Origin of the sequence: Methylomagnum ishizawai (genome assembly GCF_019670005.1) — a bacterium.
Classification (GTDB): Bacteria; Pseudomonadota; Gammaproteobacteria; order Methylococcales; family Methylococcaceae; genus Methylomagnum; species Methylomagnum ishizawai.
In genome coordinates this window covers 325,169-345,747 of record NZ_AP019783.1, presented here as the reverse complement: position 1 = coordinate 345,747, position 20,579 = coordinate 325,169, and the positions used below count along the sequence as shown (strand labels likewise).

The following is a 20,579-nucleotide window of genomic DNA, read 5'->3' as shown; positions in this document are numbered from 1 at the left end:
GGCTACCACCCCCCCTCTGCTTCGGCAGCCGGTTCCCTGGTGGAAAACGGCACGTACTCGACCGGCTTGGAATTGCGGAACGGCAGGAATTGATGGCTGGGCCTGTGGAACCACAGGGCTATCCGCGGTTCGTCCTCCCCGTTGCGCTGCTTCTCGCACACGCACAGGGCGTCGGGCTTTTCCTCCAATTCCTGGCGCTCGGCGTCCGACAGGTCGGAGCGCTTCAACCGCTCTTCCTTCTTCCGGTTCCGCCACCAGATCAGCACCGTGTCCACCAAGTCGGTGATGGCCCCGGACCCCTTCACATCGAACTTGCCGCCCGGCTTGCCGTCGTCCTCGCCCTTGCGGACATGGGCCACGAGGAACACATGCGCGTCGTGGGCCTTGGCGAAGCCGCACAGCGATTCGACGAAGGCCCGCTGCCCGTCGTAGTCCTCCAGCCCGATGTCCAGCTTGCTCATGTTGTCGATGACGAACAGCCGGACGCCGTAGCGCTGGCGGGCGTAGGCGAACACCCTGAGCATTTCCTTGTGCTTTGCCGCCCCCACCACGTCGAAGGCCCATAACCGGGCGTCCAGCCACGTCATGATGGCGCGGACGTAATCGGCCGATGGGGTATCCAGGCCGGAAATCTGGCGCACGATGCGGGCGATCCAGCGGGCGGGCTTGAACTCCATGGACGCCACGCAGACGCGGGCCCCCTGCCGCATGATGTCGACGGCGAGGTGGCCCACGCCTTCCGATTTGCCGTGGCCGTTCACCCCGGCGATCAAGCTCACCTCGCCGGGCCGGAACAGCAGGGTCGGGCATTTGGGCCAGGGCAGGGAGAAACCGATTTCCGCCGCGCCGGCCGGGTAGAAGGCCGCCAGCACGCCGTCCAGGAATTCCCCGGCCCGGCGCAGCTCGCCGGGGTCCAGGGTCTTCGCCGCGGCGAAGGCGTCCAGCATTTCCCGCCCGGCCACCCCGGCCTTGAGGCATTCGTTCGCGTCCTTGTGTCCGCCGGGGAGTTCCACCACCCGGCAGCGGTGCCGCCCCAGCCGGTCGGCGATTTCCAAGGTGGCCTTGCGCCCTTCCCCGTCGGAATCCAGGCACAGGAAAACCTCGTCGAAGCGTTCCAGGTGGTCGAACTCGTGCTCGATCCAGTCCTGTTTCGCGCCGGTCCCGCCGCCGAACGGCACCGACAGCGCCGGCGCGCCGTAGGCGTGCAGGGACATCGCGTCGATCTCGCCCTCGGCGATGACCACCCAACGGGCACCGGGTGGGATGGCTTGCCAGCCGAACAGGGCCGGGCGCATGTCCTTCTCGGTCACGCCGGACTTGGCCCGGCCCGTTTCCTTGGTCCACGCCGTATCCCGCCACTTCACCATCGCCAGTTCCCCGGCGGGGTCGTAAAACGGGAACAACGCCGACCGGCCATGCCCGCCCACGCGGAAAGCCCGCAGGGTCGGTTCCGGCAGCTTCCGCGTTTCGGTAAGCCAAGCCCAAGGGGCGGACCCCTTTTGTGCCTCCACGGGCGTTTTGGAAGGCTTGACGAAGGCTCGCCTGTGCCCGCCCTTGGCGAACCGGGGCGGGTCGATGGCAACACCCAGCCAGCGGGCGGCTTCGCGCATGGCCTTGGGCAGGTCGGTTTTCCCGACCGTCATCCACAGGTCCAGCAGGTCGCCGCCCTGGCCGGACGCGAAATCGGCCCACACCCCGGCCTTGGGGCCGGACAGGTGGACGCCCAGGCTTTGGCCCGGTTCGCCATGGACCGAACCGCAGCGCCATTCCCGCCCGTCGCGCTTGCCTTCCGGCAGCAGGTGCTTGGCGACGGACTCGGCCTGTTCGGCCAGCAATGCGGAAATCTCGGAGGGTTTCATACCGCGCCCTCCATCCAATCATCGCGGCCCGGCTTGCTCGGGTTGCGCTGGGGGGTTTCGCTCTTGAGCGGGAACAGGCCGGTCCAGCCGTTGCCGATGGACTGGTCGATGACCTTCACCGGGTCGTGGCCCTGCCGGCGCAGTTCGTCGAGTTTCTGGATGGCCTTGCTTTCGGCCAGGGGCGTGAGGGGGCTGCGGATTTCCTTCCGGTGCTGGCGGAATTCGGCCCATGCGGCTTGGGGCAGCCAGGCAGGGAGTTCGATGGGTTGGCCGGGGGGGTTCCGTGGCTTGCCCGAAGGGGGTGGGGGGATATCTCTCTGCGTAGTCTCTGTAGTAGTCTCTGTTTCCTTTAAATGTTGGCGACTTTTCTGCCTACCTGTTGGCAGGTTTCCCGCCTCAGTGTTGGCAGGTTTCCCGCCAACTTGTTGGCACAGCAACGCTTCCAGCCGGGCCACGTTTGCCCGGTAGTACATCCGGGCCGGAAGCCCCCGGAGTTCCTCTTGCAGCAAGTCCAGGCTTTTGAGCTTCGCCCTGGCCGTCTCTTGCTCGGTGCGGGACAGGCCGGTTTCCTCGGTCCATTCCTCGCGGCTCTTGAAAAACCATTCATCGGTTTCCTGGGTACGCTTCTGCCAGTACAGCGCCTGGGAAAGCATGAGGCTGGCGGTAATCGAGCCGGTTATGGTGACGAAGCACCGATGGAAGGCTATGGGCCGGTCCAGGTATTCGAGGATACTCATGGCCGCCCCCCGTCCATGGTTATCCCGACCACGGTCAAATCCCCCGATACCCGGATCGTCACCGGCCCGGCCAGGACGATTTCGCGGGCGGACGGCGGAAGCACCGCGCCCCATTTCCGGCAATCCGGGCAGACCCCATCGACGATGGCGGATTCTGGATGATGGCCCCGGCACCACGGGCACCGGGCTATGCCGGGCGGCGGGATCGATTCCCCGCCATTGATTTCCGTCGTTTTCGCCTTCATACTATTATCACCTTGAGTTTTAGCCCCGGCGGGATACCCTCCTTCCGGGGCTTTTTTTCGCCACGGCACCCCTTCAGTGCCTCGGTCCGATCTCGTCATCGAAAATCCTGTCCGCGATTTCCTGGCAGGCTTGGCCGAGCAGTTCCGCCGCCAGTTCCTCGGGGCTTTTGTTCCGGTTTTTAGCTGTTAACAACTCCATATCGACAGCATCGAGGGTGATACCCACCGCCCTCTCGCGGCTTTCGTCGATTCCGGAGGCCATGTTTTTAGCCTCTGGTTATGCCGACAGCGCGTCGTCTAGGATTTTGTCCACAGTGGACATGGTGCCGGTGAGCGCCTTCCTTATCAGCGCCCTGGCGACCACGTTCCGGGGTATCCCCTTCTTTTTGGCGATGCCGTTGATAATCAGCCAATCCGCTTCCTGGACTTTCACGAACAGTTCGTATTGGTGCTTTTCCGGGTCTGGTATGGGGGGTCTGGACATAACCGATCCTTCAGGGTTGAAAAGACCGCCGGGCCGAAACCCGGCGTGGGTTGTTTCCCGGAGGGGAAACGGTGTTCATGCGGCCCGCTCGATTACTTCACCGCTTCCTGCGGTCGGGGCGGTCCTTCGGGTCGTGCTGCCGCCTGCCTCCCCGGTTTTTTGGCTGGCGGCGTTCGAGGGGTTTGTTCGTCGGTCCTCGGGCGGGGTTGCCTCGGAAGCCTGATTCTTCTCTCCCAAAATATTGAAGTGGGCCATTAAATCCGCGCCGGTGAGAACGCCATCGCTGGCAGCAAGCAACCCTTGCATCAAGGGGGGGCGCGGGATTTTGCGGGGCTTAACCAAATGAGTGCGTATGTAGAGGGCGGTTGTGCCCGCCCTACATGCGTACTCGTCAAGCTCGGTGGGCGTAAGCCCTGAAATGAAGTTTTTGAAGTCCATGGCTGTATTTTTTACCAAAATGGTAAAAGACACGCAAGGGATTTTTTTACCAATTTGCTCATTTACCTTAAAGGTAAGGAAGCGCAAATTATGAAGATGGATATCACGAAGATAAGATGGCTGAACGCCCGACATCTGGCCGCCCACAGGTGCGGCAGTAAGCGTGCCTTTGCTGAAAAATTACGGAAGTCGGATGCCCAGGTGGCTCATATCATTGGGCAAAAACCGACGCGCAACATCGGCCATGGCATCGCGAAACAAATAACCGACGCCTTCGAGGTGGGGGATGGTTGGTTGGATATCCCGCACCCAGAAATATGGGACGAACAGGCCGCAGCCGATATCCTTGATCGGGATGCTGACAAGAGGGGCAGTAAACGCGGCAGAAAAAAGAAAACAACCTCACCATCTACGCAGCAGAAGCAATTAGGCTCTAGTGAAGAAGACCTTGCTCAGCGGTTGGACGAATTCCTATCCTCTTTACCGGAAGAAATCTTGCCACTGGGCAAGAGGGGGAAAATGCGCAACATTATTACTGCCACCATGAAGATGGAGGACGGAAAGGTTGACAGTGTGGTGCGGTTTGTTGATGGAATTGAACAGAAAAACACCAAAGAAGTAATTGAACAGCCAACTTCCGACAAGAAGCGGCGTATGACGGGAGTAGTGGCATAATCCTGTATATTGTGCCAACCCTGTCACGCTTTTTTCTGTGAAGTATTTACATTGACAAATCGATAAAAACGCTATTATCAGCCAATCCGTGACACCCTATTCTCCAAAGGCTTCTTCCTTTCAAAAGGGGGGCCTTTTTCGTTTGCGGGGGATTCTCGCCCTCTGGCTTACCCTCATTGGGCTTGGAAAAAGATGAGGCGGAGAGCTTCCCGGTCAAGTCGGGGTCAGTCGTTCAGGCCAGTTTGCTATCCAGAGTCGGCCCGTTCGGTCAGGTCAGCGGAAGTTTTGCTATTCATCGATCCCTTCGTCATTGGCTGAAAAGCTGATGATGATTTCCTCGCCAAAGCCCAAGGTTTCCGGGGCTATGGACACCCCATCCACTGTTACTCCGCTAGGCAACCTCCTGAAAGGCTCCAATATCCGGGCTGCGGTTTCCCGTAGGCCTTTTGCGATCCGCAATCGCGCCGAGTTCTCGCTAACCGAATAAAGCCGGTATAGGTCGTAAGGCAACCCACCCTCGGCCATCTCAAAAAGTTCCGCCAGCGAAACATGGATAGGATTTTTGAAATCGCCGGTAGTGGATTTCGCATCGATCCTGCGGATATCAGCGCCGTCCTCCACCAGCACGAAGTCATAGGGCGCGATGGCATTGGCATCCGATTCCCAACGGTAGCCCTGTATCCTGCCTGCATGTTGCTCCGTTTCCAGCCAGCCATTGAGTATTTCTTCCCCCAATCGGCCCACTTGCTCGGCTGCCCGTTTCGCCCTTCCAAATTCCTCCCGGCTCACGCCACGGGCTTTCCGCCGTTTGCGTAGTTTCCGCAGCGCTTCCACGCCGCCTTGGGCCGCGTCCTCAAGCGTGTCGGAATCGATAAAGTCCAAGACGGGATGGCCTTCCGGCAGGCTTAATCCGCCTAGGAGTTGGGCCAAATCCTCCAGGTCGATGGGTTCCATCCCTTTCCTGGGAGAAAAGGCGGCTCCGTATTTCGCATCAAGGGCGGCATGGAGCGCGGCATCCTGTGGCAAGGCCCGCGCTACCAAATACATCCTGGCCGTGTGGGGTTCCGGGTCGCCAACGAAATCCAGGATTGCATAATCACCCTTTTGCAAAGGGTCATAGCGGCCCGGCTCCTCTGGCGGATTGACGATCAATTCGCCGTTCAAGCGCCAGTTCTTTTGCTGCTTGAGGATTTTCCGGGTGATGCTGTGAATCCCCGCCTCGCCGGGACCATAGACCTCCAGCGTAATTTTGACGCGATCCCGGATGGCGTCGATCCTTCCCGGTAGGGTTGGAAACAAGACGTTGACGAACACCGCCGCGTCCATGTTGATCGCTTTCTGTTTGGCTCCGCTGGTATTCCTGTAGTGGTATTCAAATAGCGTCAAGTCAGACGCAGACAGCCGCTTTAGGACAAGTTTCCGTTTCACCTGCCCTTACTCCCTCTCTGATTTGTTTGATGATTGTTGTCGCGAGCGCCTTGGCCATAAGCGGCGGCACCGCATTCCCAATTTGCCGGAAGGCCGGGTTCATGGTGCCATTGAATACGAAGCCATCGGGAAAGGATTGCAGCCTCGCGGCCTCCCGCACCGAGATGGTCCGCGCCTGGGCGCTGTCGTAGTGGATGTGGCTATAGCCATCCTTCCCCAGGTGGGCCATGAGCGTGCGGGCGGGTTGGTCGGCTTCCATTTTCCGCCACTTGTTCGGGAATTTATTGACATCATAGGGCGGGATGATTTGCTCTTTCAGGCGTTCGTATTCCGGGGTTCCCTCAAAGATGTAGATTCCCCGACCGCGCAGTTCCTGAACCCTTTCGGCCAGCATGTCGTGGGCGTGTTTCCAGGCTTGCGGGTATTGGTCGCCGGGATTCAAGCGGGCGAACAGTTCATAGTCGCGTGGCAGGTAGCGGATGACATGGTCTTTGAGACCTTCGGGCAGCGCTTGGAATCCTGGCCAAGTCCGCATCAGTCTGGCATAGGCGGATAGTTTGGTATGGGCACCGTAGGGCATCGGCTTATCGAACCGGCGTGCCCCCCGTCGCAATTCGCCGGATTTGAGCAGGTCGCGGGCATAGATCGGTGGCAAGTCACCGAGCGCCTGTTCAGCGGTGACGGCGGGAATCAGTTCGGGAGTGGCTTCCGGGGGGTCTGTGTAATCGTTGGCATCGCCGGAGATATTTCCATCGTTCAGCAGTTTCAGCGCTACGGCGCGTGAGCCTTCGTAGCCCGGTGGCAGTTCAACCCAGTGGGTAGATTCCGGGAAAACCACCCGGTCGGCGATTTCGCCCCGGTACGCGATCAAGAACATTCTTTGCCGCGTCTGGGGCACTCCATAAAACGCGGCGTTCAGCAGGGTGTAGCGGCAGAGATAGCCTTTCTGTTCCAAGACTTCGCAGATTTCCTCGGCAATATTTTGTCCGCCATGGTTTAGCACGTCCGGGACGTTTTCCACTAGCACGACCAGGGGCTGGAAGGCTTCCACATAGCTGAGGTATTCCAGGTAGAGGCGTGCCCGTGGGTCATGCTTGAAAGCCTGGGGGTGGGCGTCGATTTCCCGCAGTTTGGGGCGACCGACGCGGGCGAATGCTTGGCAGGGGGGACCGCCGACAATCACATCGATAGCCTCGGCGACTGGACCCAGGCCCAGTTCACGGGCTAAGTCTTCCGGGTGGGTGGTAAGGATATCGCGGGCTTGGCTGTGGGCTTCCTTGCCGGGGTGAAAGTTCAAACCGTGGGAGCGGGCCGCGTCGGGGTCGAATTCGACGGCGGCGGCGAGTTCAAATCCAGCGGCCTCGAAGCCGAGGGAAAGTCCGCCGCAACCGGCGAACAAGTCGAGAACTCTGGGCTGTTTTCCGGCCCGGAGGCGGGCGATTTTCCGTTCAATCGTCTGCCTTGTCATGATGCGATCACTCATTTTCGTGGTTGGGTCTCGCGTTATGGCGCAAGTCGCCGGGGTAAGCGAAAACAGCGAAAATAGTTGATCCCTGTTCCCTAAGCAACCCTATGGGAGCCGATTGGTTGGAAGGTCCAGCCGTACCCGGCCATTGGGCCGTGAGTGCCCGTAGCCCAACGTGTGCCCGTACTTGTCCTTGCGCAGCCCCGCACGATAAAAGGTAACAACCATTCCGTCATCCACCAGCCCGCCCCGAGCGGGCTTTTTTATGCTCATCCCAAAGCCCGGCCAGTCCGGGCTTTTTTGTGGGCGATGAAAATTTTAGCGACCCCGAAAAAATTTACCAATTTGGTATTGACCATTATTTTACCATTTTGGTAAATTAAGCCCCAAGCCCCCACCCAACCGGGGCACCCCCCCAAGAACAAACACCCCCAGGAGCGCACCATGAGCAACATCACCGTTTCCCGCCGCGAAGCCGGCGACGGCGCGAAGCCCTACGTGGTCCTCATCGACGGCCAGCCCTGGCTGGACCGCCAAAACCACCCCCGCCGGTTCGGCGATTCCAAGCGGGCTTGGAACGCCGCCTATAAGCGGTTCGCCCGGCAGTTGGCCGGGGCCATACAAGCCCAGGCCGAAGCCGCCGCCCTCGAAGCCCAAGCCCCGGAAGCCGTTCCGGCCCCCAGCCGCCCCTACGGCTGCATCGACCCCGCCGACAAACTGACCCACGCCGACGTGCGCCGCATCGGCCTCAAGCCCGGCCCCGCGCCGCTGACGCCCGAACAGGTGGAAGCGGCCTATGCGGCCAGGGCCGAAGCCCGCGCCCACGCCCGCGCCGGACAGGTCCAGGCCGCCCCCCTCCAGGACGGACCCGGAGCGGAACTGCGTAGGCAGGCGGCGGAACTGCGGTGCGGCGCGGGCTATGCCGACGATTACCGCGCCTACCTCGCCGACCTGGACGCGGCGGCGGCCTTGGAAGCCCGCGCCCGGCGATTGGAAATGCAGGCCGCGGCCCCGGCCCCCGGCCCCGCCGCCATCCCCACCGAACCCGACCACGACACAGGAGCGCAGCCCATGACCCCCAACACCGCCACCCCCCACCCGTCCATGGCTTCCACCATCGCGGCCCATGCCACGCTCATGGAGCGCGTCAAGGCCGAACAGACCCAAGCCCTGGCCCAGGAACAGGAAACCGCGCCGGAAGCGGCCTTTGCCCAGGCCGAGCAGTTGATCGCCAACCGGCTGGCCGCGCATATCGACGAGATCGAGAGCTTTGAGGAATTCAAGTCGTTCGCCCGCGGCTATTTCAGCCAGGGCATGTACAACAAGCTCTACTACACCAACACCCTGCGGGCCATTTGGGACGCGCAGCACCCCCAGCGCCCGGAACCGGCCCCGCAAGCCCCGGCCCAAGCCGCCCACGGGGCCGATGACGATATGGCCGGTATCCGCAAGGCGCTGGACATCATCAAGCGCGGCGACCCGATGCTGGAACCCGCCGCGCAGGAGGAAACGGTTGGGGCGGGCGCTTCCGCGGTCATGCTGGACGAAGCGCTGGGCGGCGACCCCACTGACGAGGAAATCGAGGAAAACATCGAGGCTCAGGAGCGTGAAGAAACCCTGGCCATCATGGCCGGGGAAGTGAAGGCCGACCCGGCCCCGGTCCACAGCAAGGCCCGCTGGCATGAGGGCTTCGCCGATGGCGAGGCGGGCCGCGAACCCACCCATGACGTGGCCGACTACCGTTCCGGCTGGAACCACGGCGCGGTGTGCCGGGCGCAGCGCGAGGCGGCGCGGGCGATGCGCGAACCGCCCCGCCCGGCACCCGAAACCGCCAATCAAGGCCATATCGCCTTTCTAGAAACCCAACTCCGGGAAATCGACCCGGAAAACCCGGCCCTGGCCGCTTCACAGGCATGGTGGGACCGGGGCGGCGTGTGCGGGTATTCCAACGAGGATTTTGACGTTCTAAGCCGGTTGTCGAGTGCCCTGGATGCGGCGCGAAAGGCTGTCGCTGCGGTAGTGAAAGAAATAACCCCGGCCCTGGTGGCGGTCTACAACGGTTCCGACATGACCGAGGGCGAGTTCGCCGCCCTGGCCGGCCAATTGCCGGAAGCGGCCACGGTGGGCGACGTGATCGACGCCGCCCGTTCCCTGCGCGGCCTTGAGGAACAGGCCGACACCGGCTTGGCCCCCGCCCCCGAGGCCGCCCCTTCCTGCGAGGGCGATGCCTGGGAAGCCATCGAGGAAGCCAAGACCGCCGAACCGGCCCCGGTGGTTGAGGAAGCCCCGGCCCCCACCCCGGCGCAAACCACGGCTTTCAGCCAGGGCTATTCCGACGCGATGGAAGGCTACGAGAAGCCCGACTTGATCGAATCCATGCCGGTGTTCAACGAGGGCTACATGGAAGGCTGGAACGCCGCCCAGTCCAGGCAGGCCACCGAGGCCAAGTTGCAAGAACGGCTGGCCGCCATGCCGGTACAGGCCGAACCCGCCCAGCCCGCCCCCCTGAACTTCGATGAACTGCTGGCCGCCCACCAGTTCCTGGTCGAGCAAGCGGTCAAGCTGGCCGACCGGCTCGCCGCCGCCGAGGCCCGCATCGGAAAGCTGGAAGCCGCCCCGGTTTCCCGCCCGGCCCCACAACCGGCCCCCAAGGCCGCCACCCAAGCCAAGGCGGCAGAAACGCCCGCCACGCCCCGCCAAGCGCCCACCCCCGCCGCCGCCAAGGCCATCGAGGACTCCGCCCCCTACAAGCGCGGTTTCGCCGCCGCGCGGAAGGGCGGCAAGGCCGACGCCGACTGGTTCCAGGGCTACGGACTGGGCACCGCCGACAAGGCCGAAGGCCGCGCCTCCCGCGAGGCCGAGATGGCGGGCCGCTCCCTCCGTTCCGGCTACGTGGCCGGGTTCACCGGGGCCAACGAAACCACCAACACCCGCTGGGTGGCCGGGTACAAGGCCGGCCTCCCGGGCTAGCGGCCCGCCCCGTTGCCCCTTCCCCGCGAGGGGGCAGCGAGGGGCGCCACCGCGCCACACCACAACCCTTCCACCGGAGCGCACCATGAAACCAGGAAAATCCATCGTCGAACTGGCCCAGGAACTCGCCCGCCGGGCCAGCGCCAAGAAAGACCTCGTGGCCGACACCCGCGCCATGCGGATCGAGGTCGTCGGGGAGGACAAACCCGCCGTGGCCCTGCACATCGAGGGCGTGGGCTACGCGGCCCCGCTCCCCCTGGCCCACCAGCAGATCGGCCAGCACGCCGGCATCCCCAGCCGCTACTACGACCGGATGCTGGCCGAAGCCCCCGGCCTCCTGGCCGACAACCTGAACCACTGGTTCCAACGGGAACCGGCCCGGCGGATGGTCCGCACCCTGGACAACCGCGCCCGCGCCTTCCTGTCCGACCGCTACCGCCGGATCGACAACGAACAGATCGCCGAGGCGGTGCTGCCCGAACTGCTGGACGCCGCCCAGCCGGTGGAGATCGTGTCCAGCGAGATCACCGACCTGCGCCTCTACATCCAAGCCCTGTTCCCCCGCATCGAGGGCGAAGTCCAGAAGGGCGACGTGGTGCAAGCCGGGATCGTCATCAGCAACAGCGAGGTGGGGCTGGGCGCGTTCCAGGTCCGGCCCCTGGTCTACCGGCTGGTCTGCACCAACGGGATGATCGCCGAGACCGGGGGCATCCGCCGGAACCACGTCGGTCGGCGCGTCGAATCCAACGGGGAGGACGCCTCGATCTTCCAGGACGACACCCTCGCCGCCGACGACCGCGCCCTGGCCCTCAAGATGCGCGACGCGGTGCGCGATTCCATGAACGCCGCCAGCTTCGGGAACCTGCTGGCCCGGATGCGCGAGGCCACCGAAGGGCCGCGCATCGAAAAGCCCGTCAAGGCGGTCGAGGTCTTGCAGAAGGCGGTGCCCATCACCCAGGGCGAGGGCGAATCCATCCTCGAACGCCTCATCCGCGACGGCGACTACAGCCGCTGGGGAATGCTCAACGCCATCACCCACCTCGCCAACGACGACGCCGTGGGCTACGACCGGGCGGTCGAGCTCCAGCAGATCGGCGGGCGGCTCCTCACCCTGAACACCTCGGAGTGGCACCGCATCGCGGTCGCCGCCTGAAGTGCGCTCCCTCGGGCGGGGCGACCCCCCGCCCTTTTTTCCCAGGAGGCACAACCATGGCAACCCCCTTCACACACCGGGCCGAATTGGCCCTGATGACCGAGTACATGATGCGCGGGCCGGATGGCCTGCCGCGCTCCCGGCAAGCGCGATTCGAGGAAGCCCAAGCCCACTACAGGCAGGGCATGACGATGGCCGCGGCCCTGGCCCTGCTGCCCCAGGACGAAGCCGACGAGTTCAAGGCCCGCCTGGACAAGGCCGTCGATGCGGTGGCCGACACCGACGAAGCGGACGCCGATTGGCCGTTCGTGCTGGGAAGCCTCAAGGCCACCCTCGACAACCTCAAGGCGCGGGCCGCAGGCATTCAGGCCCAGGCCGACATCGACGCCGCCATGGAGAAGGTGCGGGAGGAAATGGCGTTCGACCGGATGCTGGCGGAAGCGGCGGCAGGACACGGGAGGAAGGCGGCATGAGCATCGCCGGACGATTCAAGCTGTGGCTGTGCCGGCAACGCCTCAAAACCGCCGAGGCGGAATACGAGGGCGCCCGCCGCCAAGCCCTGCACTGGGAACTCAAGGCCCACGAACTGGAAACCGCCCTCTGGAACGCCAGACGGATCGTGGCCGGGGTGGAAACCGAAATCATGGCGAAGGCGAGGGCGGCGCGATGACCCGGACCTACCGCAGGCGGATCACCCGCCCCGAGCGGGCGCGGCTCCGCAAGACCTTTTGGAGATAGCCGGTCGCCCGTTCCATCGGAGCGGGCGGCGCGGGTATCCCCCGATACCGGCCCCGGACGGGGCAAGCCCAACAACACGAAACCCAGGACGAACCGGCAGGGACGCCGCTATCCACCCCCCATTTCCCATCATTCAGGAGCGCATTCCCATGGCCTTGAAGAGAATCACCAAAGCCGCCGAGCCGCTGGCCGTCCTTACCGCCATCGTCTGCCTGTACGGCCAGCCCGGCGCGGGCAAGACCAGCATCGGCGGCACCGCCGCCCGCCCCCTGCTGCTCGACTTCGACCGCGGCTCCCACCGTTCCGCCTTCCGCCCCGACACCGTCCAGGTCGAATCCTGGGCCGATGTGGCCCACATGACCCGCGACGACCTCGCCGGCTATTCCACCCTGGTGGTGGACACCGCCGGCCGCGCCCTCGACTTCCTGGCGGCGGCGATGCCGTCCACCGAGGGCAAGATACAACTCAAGCGCCCCAGCGGCGGGCTGACCCTGCAAGGCTTCGGGCGGCTCAAGGACGACTTCGTGTCCTGGCTGCGCAAGGTCAACACCTTCGGCCTGGACGTCATCCTCATCTGCCACGACAAGGAGGAGAAGGACGGCGACCAGCGCATCATCCGCCCCGACATCACCGGCGGCTCCTACCACGAGATCGTCAAGGCGGCCGACTTCGTGGGCTACGTCGCCAAGCTGGACGGGCGCAACACCGTCCTCGACTTCAACCCCACCGCCCAATGGATCGGCAAGAACAGCGCCGGTTTCCCGCCGCTGGCCGTGCCCGACTTCGCCGCCGACCCCGAGTGGTTCGCCGGGATCATGGCCCGGATGAAGGCCGCGCTGGGCGGCATCGCCCAGCGCCAGAAGGAGGCGGTGGACAAGCTGGCCGGGTTCCGAGGCCAGATCGAGTTCGCCAAGAACGCCGGGGAACTGGACGTTTGGAACGCCCTGATCGAGGAGGCCGCGTCCCTGGGCAAGCCGCTGTCCCTGCAAGCCTGGACCGCGCTCAAGAAAGCCGCCGAGGAACAAGGGCTGGCTTACGACAAGGACGCCAAGGCGTTCCAGGCCAAGGCCGAGCAGCGGGAGGCGGCATGAACGTCCAGGCCGTCATCGAAACCCTCAACCAAGCCATCGCGGACACCGCCGCCGAGCTTGGCTGCGAGCCGGATAACGAGGCCATCCTACGGGCCATCGCCAAGCTCAGGGCCGACCGCGACGCGCTGCTGGAAGCCTTGGAAAAAGTGATCCTCGAAATAGGCGATTGGGCAATGCCTAAAGGCGAAAACGGCATGGTCGCGGTCCGGCCCAATCACCCGCTCTGCCTCGCCGCAAATATGGCCCGCGCCGCCCTCGCCCAAGCCAGGAGGGAGGAAACCCCATGAACGCCCCGGCGAAGAAAACCCCCTGGAATCCGAGCCGGACGGCCACGGCGCGGGTGTCCAACCCCCTGCCGGTCCCGGAACGGTGCCCCTATTGCGGCGGGCCGGTCGGGATCGTGAACCACCGGGAAATCTACGGGCGCGAGTACGGCGACTGGCCATGGGCCTACCTCTGCCGCCCGTGCGACGCCCACGTCGGGATGCACCCGTTCACCCACATCCCGCTGGGCACCCTGGCGGACCGGGAGACCCGCGAGGCGCGGAAATCGGCGAAAGCGCCCTTCGAAGCCCTGCACCGGAGCCGCCTGATGGACCGCGACGCCGCCTACCGGCTACTGGCCGAGCGGCTGGGCATCCCACAGGCCGAGTGCCATTTCGGATGGTTCGACGCGGCCCTGTGCGCCAGGGCGAAGCAAGCGGCTGAATCCATCCTGAGGGAGTACCGGCCATGAACCCCACCGCCAAGACCAGCGTTTCCGCCCTGGAAGCCTTCCGCCGGTTCCAGAATGAATTGCTCACCCAGGAGGCACTGGTGGCGCGGCTGACCACGCCCTTCCGGGAGGATTCGGAGAACGTGCGTATCCAGAAGGGGATCGACCTCCACAAGTACATCGAAACCGGCAACCCCAGGACCATGCAACTGGCCTGGGATAGGGATTCGGTGGACGCGGCCATCGAGGAATCCGACCTTGTCGGGGAGCACGAGCTTTGGATTTCCGGCCCGCTCGGCGATACCCATGTCCACGCCAAGGCCGACCTCGTGAACGGGCTGGAAATCCGCGACTTCAAGGCCACGGGCCTCCCGTTCAAGGCCGATGACTACGAGGCGTCCTACCAATGGCGCTTGTATCTGGCCCTGACCGGCTGCGAGCGCTTCGTCTACCGGGTCTTCGAGGTCCCCGACGATCTTCCTTACCGGGTCGTCGAGTCCCACACCTTCCCCCTGTACCCCTATCCGGCCCTGCTCGACGACTGCCTCGCCCTGGTCGGCGATTTCCGCCTGTGGGCGCGGGGCGTCCCGGAAATCCAGGCCCGGATCGCCCCACCCATTTAGGAGCCACCCCCATGCCCAAGCACACGACCCCGGCCCAGCGGGCGGAATTCTCCCTGGACTCCGTGGCGGCCACCGCGGCGCTGCAACTGCGGAACGGAACCCTGCCCAAGACCCCCGAGCCGTGCTTCATCGGCCTGGCCGAACTGCTCAAGGCGGCGCTGATCGGCCATGCCCACGCCATCCCCGCCGACGCCATGGCGGAACTGGCCTCCATCCACACCCTGGCCTTCGTCTACGCCATCCACAGCGGGGAGATCGCGGTCGAGTTCGCCCAGATCACCCCGGAACAGGCCGACCTGCTCAAGACCCCGACCATCCACCGCGCCTAGCTTTTTCCTCCTCCGGGGCCAGGGACGGCCCGCTTTTTCCATCCCAGCAGGAACCCCCATGTCCGACCTCATCAAAACCCTTTCCACCGGCTCGCCCCTCCAGGAGCCGTTCCACCAAGCCCTGGAAACCGCCAGCCTCGACCAACTCCGGGAAGCGCTCCAAGCCAAGGGCATCAAGGCGGCGAACCGCAAGGCCATCGAGGCGCGTATCCCGATCAAGGAAATGCGCGAAATCGAAGCCCGGCACATCGAACAGGCCGGGATTTTCCAGCCCTCGAACGGCACCGAGGGCGATTCCTTCATGAGCGCCTTCTGCTTCCGGTGCGGCCAGTGGGGCGCGAAGGGATGCGACATCCAGGCCCGCACCATGGCCTTCGGCCCGGAAGACCCCGAGTATCCCCGCGAATGGACCTACGACGGCCAGGGCGACCCGACCTGCACCGCGTTCGTCGCCGCCGTGGCCGGACAGCCGGTGCGGATCTTCGCCCCGAAGGGCGACGGGTTCGACGCCTTCGTGGCCGATTGGTGCGGTTCGTGTTCGCGATACCGGGGCGACCGGTGCCCGATCTACCGCGCCGCCGCCGCCCGCGAGGCATCGGACCCCGAATACCCGAAGGAATGGCGCTACGACGGGAACAGGCCGGTTTGCACGGCCCATGAACCGGCCCAGGACGGCCAGGGAGCCGCGCCCGCGCCGGGCACCAGCGAACCCAAGCCCCCACCGGAACCGGCCCCCGCCGCGCCCCAGGGCTTGCCCACGCCCGAGCAGCTCGTCCGGGAAACCCTGCACGCCATACGGAACAACCTCCAAGCGCTGACGGACCTCGGCTGGACCCAGGGCGACATCGCCAACGCCCTCGCCGACATGATGCCCGGCGGGAGCAAGGTCGAAGCCCTGCGCCGGATCGACCGCCTGGACAGCGGCGAACGCTTCCCCGCCTCGGTCCTGCTGGGCGAGTTGATCGCCGCCGCCACCCAACAGCTACGGCTGGCGATGGTGCCCTGGAACGCCACGCCCGAGGACCAACAGAAGGACGTGCTGGGCCGGGTCCGCCAGGACTGCGAGAAGGCGGCGCGGTCGGCCCTGCGCACCTACGCCAGCGAGAATCGCACCAACTTCATGGCCTCCGTGGACGGGGTGGCGTTCAAGTCCAACGGGATCAAGGTCTCGCTCACGGTCGGCAAGAACGAGTACGCCCACCTGCTGGCCGACCGGGCCGGCGACGAGGTGCTGATCGTCCTGCCCGAGAACTTCGACATGTACTCCGGCACCGGCTCGGCCATGCGGACCGATCCCGACCAGCGCGAGCTGTTCGGGGCGGAGGCTTGAGCCATGGCCGGGAAAACCCTCTACACCGCAGGCTACGGCGCGGGCTGGACGCCCGAGACGCTCGACGCGGCCATGATCGAGCGCGGTGCCGTGCTGGTGGATATTCGCCGCCTCCCCTGGTCCACCCAATCGACCGAATGGACGCGGGGCAGGCTGCTCGCCCGCTTCGGCAAAATGCGCTACGCCCACTTCAAGTCCTTGGGCAACCTCAACCGCAAGGGCGACCCGATAGCCCTGGTCGATGCCGACAACGGGATACGGAGCCTCGCGGCCATCCTGGACTGGCCGGGCATCGACGCCATGGTATTGCTGTGCGGCTGCCGGGACGTGCGGACCTGCCACCGCAAGGTGGTCGCCGAACTCGCCGCCGAGCGGTTAGGGGACCGCTTCGCCCTCCGCATCGAACACCTGGAACCGCCCGTCTCGGCCTCGCCCGGCTGGAAATGCCTCTCCATCCGCCAGCCCTGGGCCTGGGCCATCCTCCACGGCGGCAAGGACATCGAGAACCGCTCCTGGAAAACCGATTATCGCGGCCCGGTCCTGATCCATGCGGCGAAAACCTTGACCCAGGCCGAGTACACGGGCGCTTGCCTCGACATCGGCATCATGGCACCGCGCCTCGACGTGCCCCGCCATGAGGATTTGGAGCGCGGCGGCATCGTCGGCGCGGCCCGCATCGTGGATTGCGTGGACAGGTCGGAATCGCCCTGGTTCGGCGGCGGGTTCGGCTTCGTGCTGGCCGATCCCCGCCCCCTGCCGTTCCTGCCGCTTACAGGGCGGCTGGGCTTGTTCGATGTGAGCGAGGCCGACCTTGCCCCCATCGCCGCCGCCCTGGTCCGGGCCAATTACCGCGAGATCGAGTTGGAGCGTATGGCATGAACTCCGAACCCTTCATGACTTGCACCTGCGGTGCCCAAACCCCGCTTTCGGCCATGCCCCGCCACCTGCCCACCGATCATTTCGAGTGTGGCCAGTGCCGGACCCTCCTGATCCGGCGGCATGCGCGCCCCACGGTCTATCCATCCGGGTTTGTCCTGCCGGGGAAGGTCAGCGTCGAGCGGGTGGAATTTGGATTGCTGGGAGACGTGGCATGACCCTCCTGACCATCGCCCAGGCGGCCGAGCGCCTCAGCATCAGCACGTCCACCGTCCGGCGGCACATCCCCGTGATCCGGGTCACGAAGGGCTGTGTCCGGGTGGACGAACAAGCGCTGGCAGACTATCTTCGGAGGCGGCAAGCTGGCGAGTCCTCCATGGAGGAAACGACATGCAAAAAAGAAACAAACCCCGCGACCAAGACGGCATCTACCAGCGGCCCGACTCCCCCTACTGGTGGGCAGCCTGGAAAATCGGAAGCCGAACTGCTCGCCGCTCGACTGGGATTAAAGTGGCCGACGACCCCCGAGGCCACGAAGCCAAGCGAATCCGGGCCGGATTCATCGCGCAAACCCCGCTCCCAACCCCGCAGGAACTCCCCACCACAACCCACACCTTCGCCGAAATGATAAACCGCTACCTCGACGGCCCCGGCTCCAAACACACCCCCGGCACCCGGCGCAACCAGGGTGGGATGCTCCGCGCCGGGCTGTTCGACGCCTTCAAAACCACCCCGCTGACCGAAATCAACGGCGCGGCGGTCGATGCCTTCATCCAACAACGCCGGGCGGCGGGCACTGCGGACGCCACCATCCGCAACCAAATCGCCTTCATGTCCAGCGTTACCAACTGGGCTATCGAGCGCCTGGAATGGGCCATCCCCAACCCCTGGCGCTCCCGCAAGCCCGCCCCGAACGCGCCCCGCGACCGCTGGCTCACCCCCGAAGAAATCGGCCAACTCATCGCGGCGGCGGAAGCCTATGGCCGCGCCCACCCGCGCAAAGCCTACCTGCCCGACTACATCCGGCTTTGCCTCAACGCCGGATTGCGCCGGGAAGAAGCCCTGCGCCTCACCTGGGACCGGGTGGACCTTGACAACGGCGTCCTGCACCTGGGCCGCGCCGACCAGAAAAACCGCAAGGTCGGCGCGGTCCCCCTCAACCGGACGGCCCGCCTCGCCCTAGCCAACCGGAAAGCCGAGCGCCAGCCCGACAACCGGGTATTCCCGCACACGGACCCCTATCAAGACCTGCAACGGGCCATCCGCCACGCGGGCCTGGAAATGCCCCACACCACCGTTCACGACCTCCGCCGTACCTGCGGCAGCATCTTGGCCCAGAACGGCGTGGACATCCACCGGATAGCGCGGATCCTGCGCCATGCCGACGTGACCACCACCTACCGCACCTATGCCTTCCTCGCCCAGGAAGACCTGGCGGACGCGGCGGCGGTGCTGGACCAGCCCCCGAAACTCCGTGTCGTGAAGTAGGGTTTCACGCCAGGATTCACGCTGGACCAAAAAATCAAGCCCTATCAAGGTCTTGGGTTAAGCTACGGAATCCATTGCGAATTCAGTCGCTTACCGTGCCTCCGTCATCAAACGGTCATCAAACTGAAACATTTCCGCAAAGCCCGATCCGTATAGTCCGTCGCGTTTTTGCAATCGCCTGTTGGTTTGGACCAACAAACCCGGCTTGCCAGGCAAAGATTGCGATGGCCATGAATAACAAACATCGGGGAAACATAATGAAATCGAAAGTTCTGGCGAAGCCTCGCGCTTCGCGTCGCCCCCTGGTCGCGACCGCGATCACCGCCCTCTCGGTGGGAACGGCGGCGGCGGCGGATACCGAGCTATTGGACGTGCTGCTCAAGAACGGCACCATCACCAAGGAGCAATATCACGCCCTGGGCCAAAAGGGTGCCGCCCAAAACAGCCCGGACCTCCTGGAAATCCTCCAGAAGAACGGGGCCATCACCAAGGACCAATATTCCAACCTCAGCAAGAAACAAAGCGCCACGGCGGCGGCCCCGGCCAAGGCCGAGGACAAGGACGCCGCCCATGTGAAGCTGGGCGAAAAGGGCCTGGAAATCGAATCCAACGACGGCAACTTCAAGGCCAAGATCGGTGGCCGCATCCAGGTGGACACCCAGGTCAATTTCAACGACAACCACAACGGCCAAGCGGACCACGCCAATACCGACCTGGACAATGGCGTGGGCTTCCGCCGCCTCCGCCTGTACACGGAAGGCATCATGTGGAAGGACTACGAATACCGCTTCGAGTACGACTGGGCGCGCAACGGCGGCGGTGTCAACGGCATCACCGACGCCTACCTGAAATACCTCCATTTCAAGCCCTTCACCATCACCATCGGCCAGATGAACGAAGGCAAGAGCATGGAGTCGGTGATGAGCAACAACTACCTCACCTTCATCGAGCGCTCCCTGCCCAACAACGCCTTCATCGAATCCGGCCCCAATAGCAAATACCAAGTCGGTATCATGGCCGAGACCTTCGAAAAGGCGTTCAACATGCCCTGGACGCTGCGCGGCGGCATCACCACGGAATCGGTCGGCGCCCCGGCCCCCGGCAACAGCTCCAACAACACCTCGGCGGGCAACACCAACCGCAACGGCTTCAGCGGCAACACCAGCTACCAACTCGTGGGCCGCGGCACCCTCGCCCCGCTCTATAGCAAGGAGGACGGCTATGTCCTGCATACCGGCGTGTGGGGTTCCTGGCGCAGCGTGAACAACAACTACAACGCCGACGGCACCTACCGCAACGGCGGCTGGCAATACCTGTCCCAGCCGGACACCGACATAGACCGCACCGCCTGGATCAACACCGGCAACCTGACCAAGGGCAACAAGGACGCGCCGGGTTCCTTCAGGGCCGACGAAGTCGCGATGTTCGGCGCCGAACTCGCGGGTTCCTATGGCCCGGTGCATATGGAGGCCGAATACATGCAGGCCCAGATCGCGGGCCAGGGCTATTCCAACCAAGACCTGTTGCAAGGCTTCTACGTGCAAGGCGGTTGGTTCCTGACCGGCGAAAACCGCCCCTACGACGAGAAGAAAGGCACCTGGAACCGGGTCATCCCCCACAGCAACTTCCTGTTCGGCGATGGTTGGGGCGCATGGGAAATCGCGGCCCGCTACGACACCATGGACATGAACACCAAACACATCAACGGTGGCTCCATCAACGCCGGCACCTTGGGCGTCAACTGGTACCTCACCCCGAAAGTCCGCTTCATGACCAACTGGGTGCATATCTTCGGCACCCAAACCGGGTCGGCCGGAAAATGCACCACCAGCGCGACCGGGAACGACACCATCGGCTGCTTCAACGGCCTGAGCCCGGATATCTGGGAAACCGCGGTCCGTCTCGACTTCTAACCGGAACCGCCCGGCGGCATCC

The 20,579-nt window shown here is 64.4% G+C and carries 23 protein-coding genes; 15 read left to right on the top strand and 8 right to left on the bottom strand.

Annotated elements, in window-relative coordinates; translation table 11 throughout:
• Positions 1-2: 2 nt before the first annotated feature.
• The 6 genes from K5658_RS01410 to K5658_RS01385 form a co-directional block, all read right to left on the bottom strand.
• A complete protein-coding gene (locus tag K5658_RS01410; protein WP_221065220.1) occupies positions 3-1,859 on the bottom strand; it encodes a toprim domain-containing protein in 1,857 nt (618 codons plus the stop codon).
• On the bottom strand, positions 1,856-2,596 hold the full coding sequence (locus tag K5658_RS01405; RefSeq protein ID WP_221065219.1) for a hypothetical protein: 741 nt from the start codon (positions 2,594-2,596) through the stop codon (positions 1,856-1,858). Before K5658_RS01405 ends, K5658_RS01410 begins: the two co-directional genes overlap by 4 nt.
• Complete coding sequence (locus tag K5658_RS01400; protein ID WP_221065218.1) at positions 2,593-2,841, bottom strand: hypothetical protein; 249 nt, start codon at positions 2,839-2,841, stop codon at positions 2,593-2,595. The genes K5658_RS01405 and K5658_RS01400 overlap by 4 nt, the downstream gene beginning before the upstream one ends.
• 73 nt (positions 2,842-2,914) lie before the next feature.
• On the bottom strand, positions 2,915-3,103 hold the full coding sequence (locus K5658_RS01395; RefSeq protein WP_221065217.1) for a hypothetical protein: 189 nt from the start codon (positions 3,101-3,103) through the stop codon (positions 2,915-2,917).
• A gap of 15 nt (positions 3,104-3,118) precedes the next feature.
• The gene (locus tag K5658_RS01390) at positions 3,119-3,325 is read right to left on the bottom strand and encodes a hypothetical protein (RefSeq protein WP_221064015.1); all 207 of its coding nucleotides are present in this window, start codon (positions 3,323-3,325) and stop codon (positions 3,119-3,121) included.
• Positions 3,326-3,400: 75 nt separating this feature from the next.
• Positions 3,401-3,850: a hypothetical protein gene (locus tag K5658_RS01385; protein ID WP_221065216.1), complete on the bottom strand. Its 450-nt coding sequence runs from the start codon at positions 3,848-3,850 to the stop codon at positions 3,401-3,403.
• Positions 3,851-3,853: 3 nt separating this feature from the next.
• Between K5658_RS01385 and K5658_RS01380 the strand changes: the two genes are divergently transcribed.
• Positions 3,854-4,438 carry a hypothetical protein gene (locus K5658_RS01380; protein WP_221065215.1) on the top strand — a complete coding sequence of 195 codons (585 nt, stop codon included), beginning with the start codon at positions 3,854-3,856 and terminating at the stop codon, positions 4,436-4,438.
• A 288-nt stretch (positions 4,439-4,726) separates the two neighbouring features.
• Here the strand turns inward: K5658_RS01380 and K5658_RS01375 are convergent, their stop codons facing one another.
• Both K5658_RS01375 and K5658_RS01370 read right to left on the bottom strand, forming a co-directional pair.
• Positions 4,727-5,824 (bottom strand): protein NO VEIN domain-containing protein, encoded by a 1,098-nt coding sequence (locus K5658_RS01375; protein ID WP_221065214.1) that lies wholly within the window; start codon positions 5,822-5,824, stop codon positions 4,727-4,729.
• A gap of 1 nt (position 5,825) precedes the next feature.
• Positions 5,826-7,349 carry a DNA cytosine methyltransferase gene (locus K5658_RS01370; protein ID WP_221065213.1) on the bottom strand — a complete coding sequence of 508 codons (1,524 nt, stop codon included), beginning with the start codon at positions 7,347-7,349 and terminating at the stop codon, positions 5,826-5,828.
• Between the two features lie 426 nt (positions 7,350-7,775).
• On the opposite strand from K5658_RS01370, the gene K5658_RS01365 reads away from it, so the two are divergent.
• The 14 genes from K5658_RS01365 (at position 7,776) to K5658_RS01300 (ending at position 20,557) form a co-directional block, all read left to right on the top strand.
• Positions 7,776-10,301, top strand: coding sequence for a hypothetical protein (locus K5658_RS01365; RefSeq protein WP_221065212.1), 2,526 nt, complete (start codon positions 7,776-7,778; stop codon positions 10,299-10,301).
• 85 nt (positions 10,302-10,386) lie between these two features.
• Positions 10,387-11,454, top strand: coding sequence for a DUF932 domain-containing protein (locus K5658_RS01360; protein WP_221065211.1), 1,068 nt, complete (start codon positions 10,387-10,389; stop codon positions 11,452-11,454).
• A gap of 56 nt (positions 11,455-11,510) precedes the next feature.
• Positions 11,511-11,927, top strand: a complete 417-nt coding sequence (locus K5658_RS01355) for a hypothetical protein (protein WP_221065210.1) — start codon at positions 11,511-11,513, stop codon at positions 11,925-11,927.
• Positions 11,924-12,124 carry a hypothetical protein gene (locus K5658_RS01350; RefSeq protein ID WP_221064027.1) on the top strand — a complete coding sequence of 67 codons (201 nt, stop codon included), beginning with the start codon at positions 11,924-11,926 and terminating at the stop codon, positions 12,122-12,124. Before K5658_RS01355 ends, K5658_RS01350 begins: the two co-directional genes overlap by 4 nt.
• 217 nt (positions 12,125-12,341) lie before the next feature.
• On the top strand, positions 12,342-13,283 hold the full coding sequence (locus K5658_RS01345) for an ATP-binding protein (RefSeq protein ID WP_221064028.1): 942 nt from the start codon (positions 12,342-12,344) through the stop codon (positions 13,281-13,283).
• Positions 13,280-13,570, top strand: coding sequence for a hypothetical protein (locus K5658_RS01340; RefSeq protein ID WP_221064029.1), 291 nt, complete (start codon positions 13,280-13,282; stop codon positions 13,568-13,570). Before K5658_RS01345 ends, K5658_RS01340 begins: the two co-directional genes overlap by 4 nt.
• Positions 13,567-14,019, top strand: coding sequence for a zinc-finger-containing protein (locus tag K5658_RS01335; protein WP_221064030.1), 453 nt, complete (start codon positions 13,567-13,569; stop codon positions 14,017-14,019). Before K5658_RS01340 ends, K5658_RS01335 begins: the two co-directional genes overlap by 4 nt.
• Positions 14,016-14,621 carry a hypothetical protein gene (locus K5658_RS01330; protein WP_221065209.1) on the top strand — a complete coding sequence of 202 codons (606 nt, stop codon included), beginning with the start codon at positions 14,016-14,018 and terminating at the stop codon, positions 14,619-14,621. Before K5658_RS01335 ends, K5658_RS01330 begins: the two co-directional genes overlap by 4 nt.
• Before the next feature lie 11 nt (positions 14,622-14,632).
• Positions 14,633-14,950, top strand: a complete 318-nt coding sequence (locus K5658_RS01325) for a hypothetical protein (protein WP_221065208.1) — start codon at positions 14,633-14,635, stop codon at positions 14,948-14,950.
• A 58-nt stretch (positions 14,951-15,008) separates the two neighbouring features.
• Positions 15,009-16,280 (top strand): hypothetical protein, encoded by a 1,272-nt coding sequence (locus K5658_RS01320; protein ID WP_221065207.1) that lies wholly within the window; start codon positions 15,009-15,011, stop codon positions 16,278-16,280.
• A gap of 3 nt (positions 16,281-16,283) precedes the next feature.
• On the top strand, positions 16,284-17,159 hold the full coding sequence (locus K5658_RS01315; RefSeq protein ID WP_221065206.1) for an ASCH domain-containing protein: 876 nt from the start codon (positions 16,284-16,286) through the stop codon (positions 17,157-17,159).
• Positions 17,156-17,374 (top strand): hypothetical protein, encoded by a 219-nt coding sequence (locus K5658_RS01310; RefSeq protein WP_221065205.1) that lies wholly within the window; start codon positions 17,156-17,158, stop codon positions 17,372-17,374. The genes K5658_RS01315 and K5658_RS01310 overlap by 4 nt, the downstream gene beginning before the upstream one ends.
• A 172-nt stretch (positions 17,375-17,546) precedes the next feature.
• Positions 17,547-18,644 carry a tyrosine-type recombinase/integrase gene (locus K5658_RS01305; RefSeq protein ID WP_221065204.1) on the top strand — a complete coding sequence of 366 codons (1,098 nt, stop codon included), beginning with the start codon at positions 17,547-17,549 and terminating at the stop codon, positions 18,642-18,644.
• A gap of 257 nt (positions 18,645-18,901) precedes the next feature.
• Positions 18,902-20,557, top strand: a complete 1,656-nt coding sequence (locus K5658_RS01300; RefSeq protein ID WP_221065203.1) for an OprO/OprP family phosphate-selective porin — start codon at positions 18,902-18,904, stop codon at positions 20,555-20,557.
• Positions 20,558-20,579 lie beyond the last annotated feature (22 nt).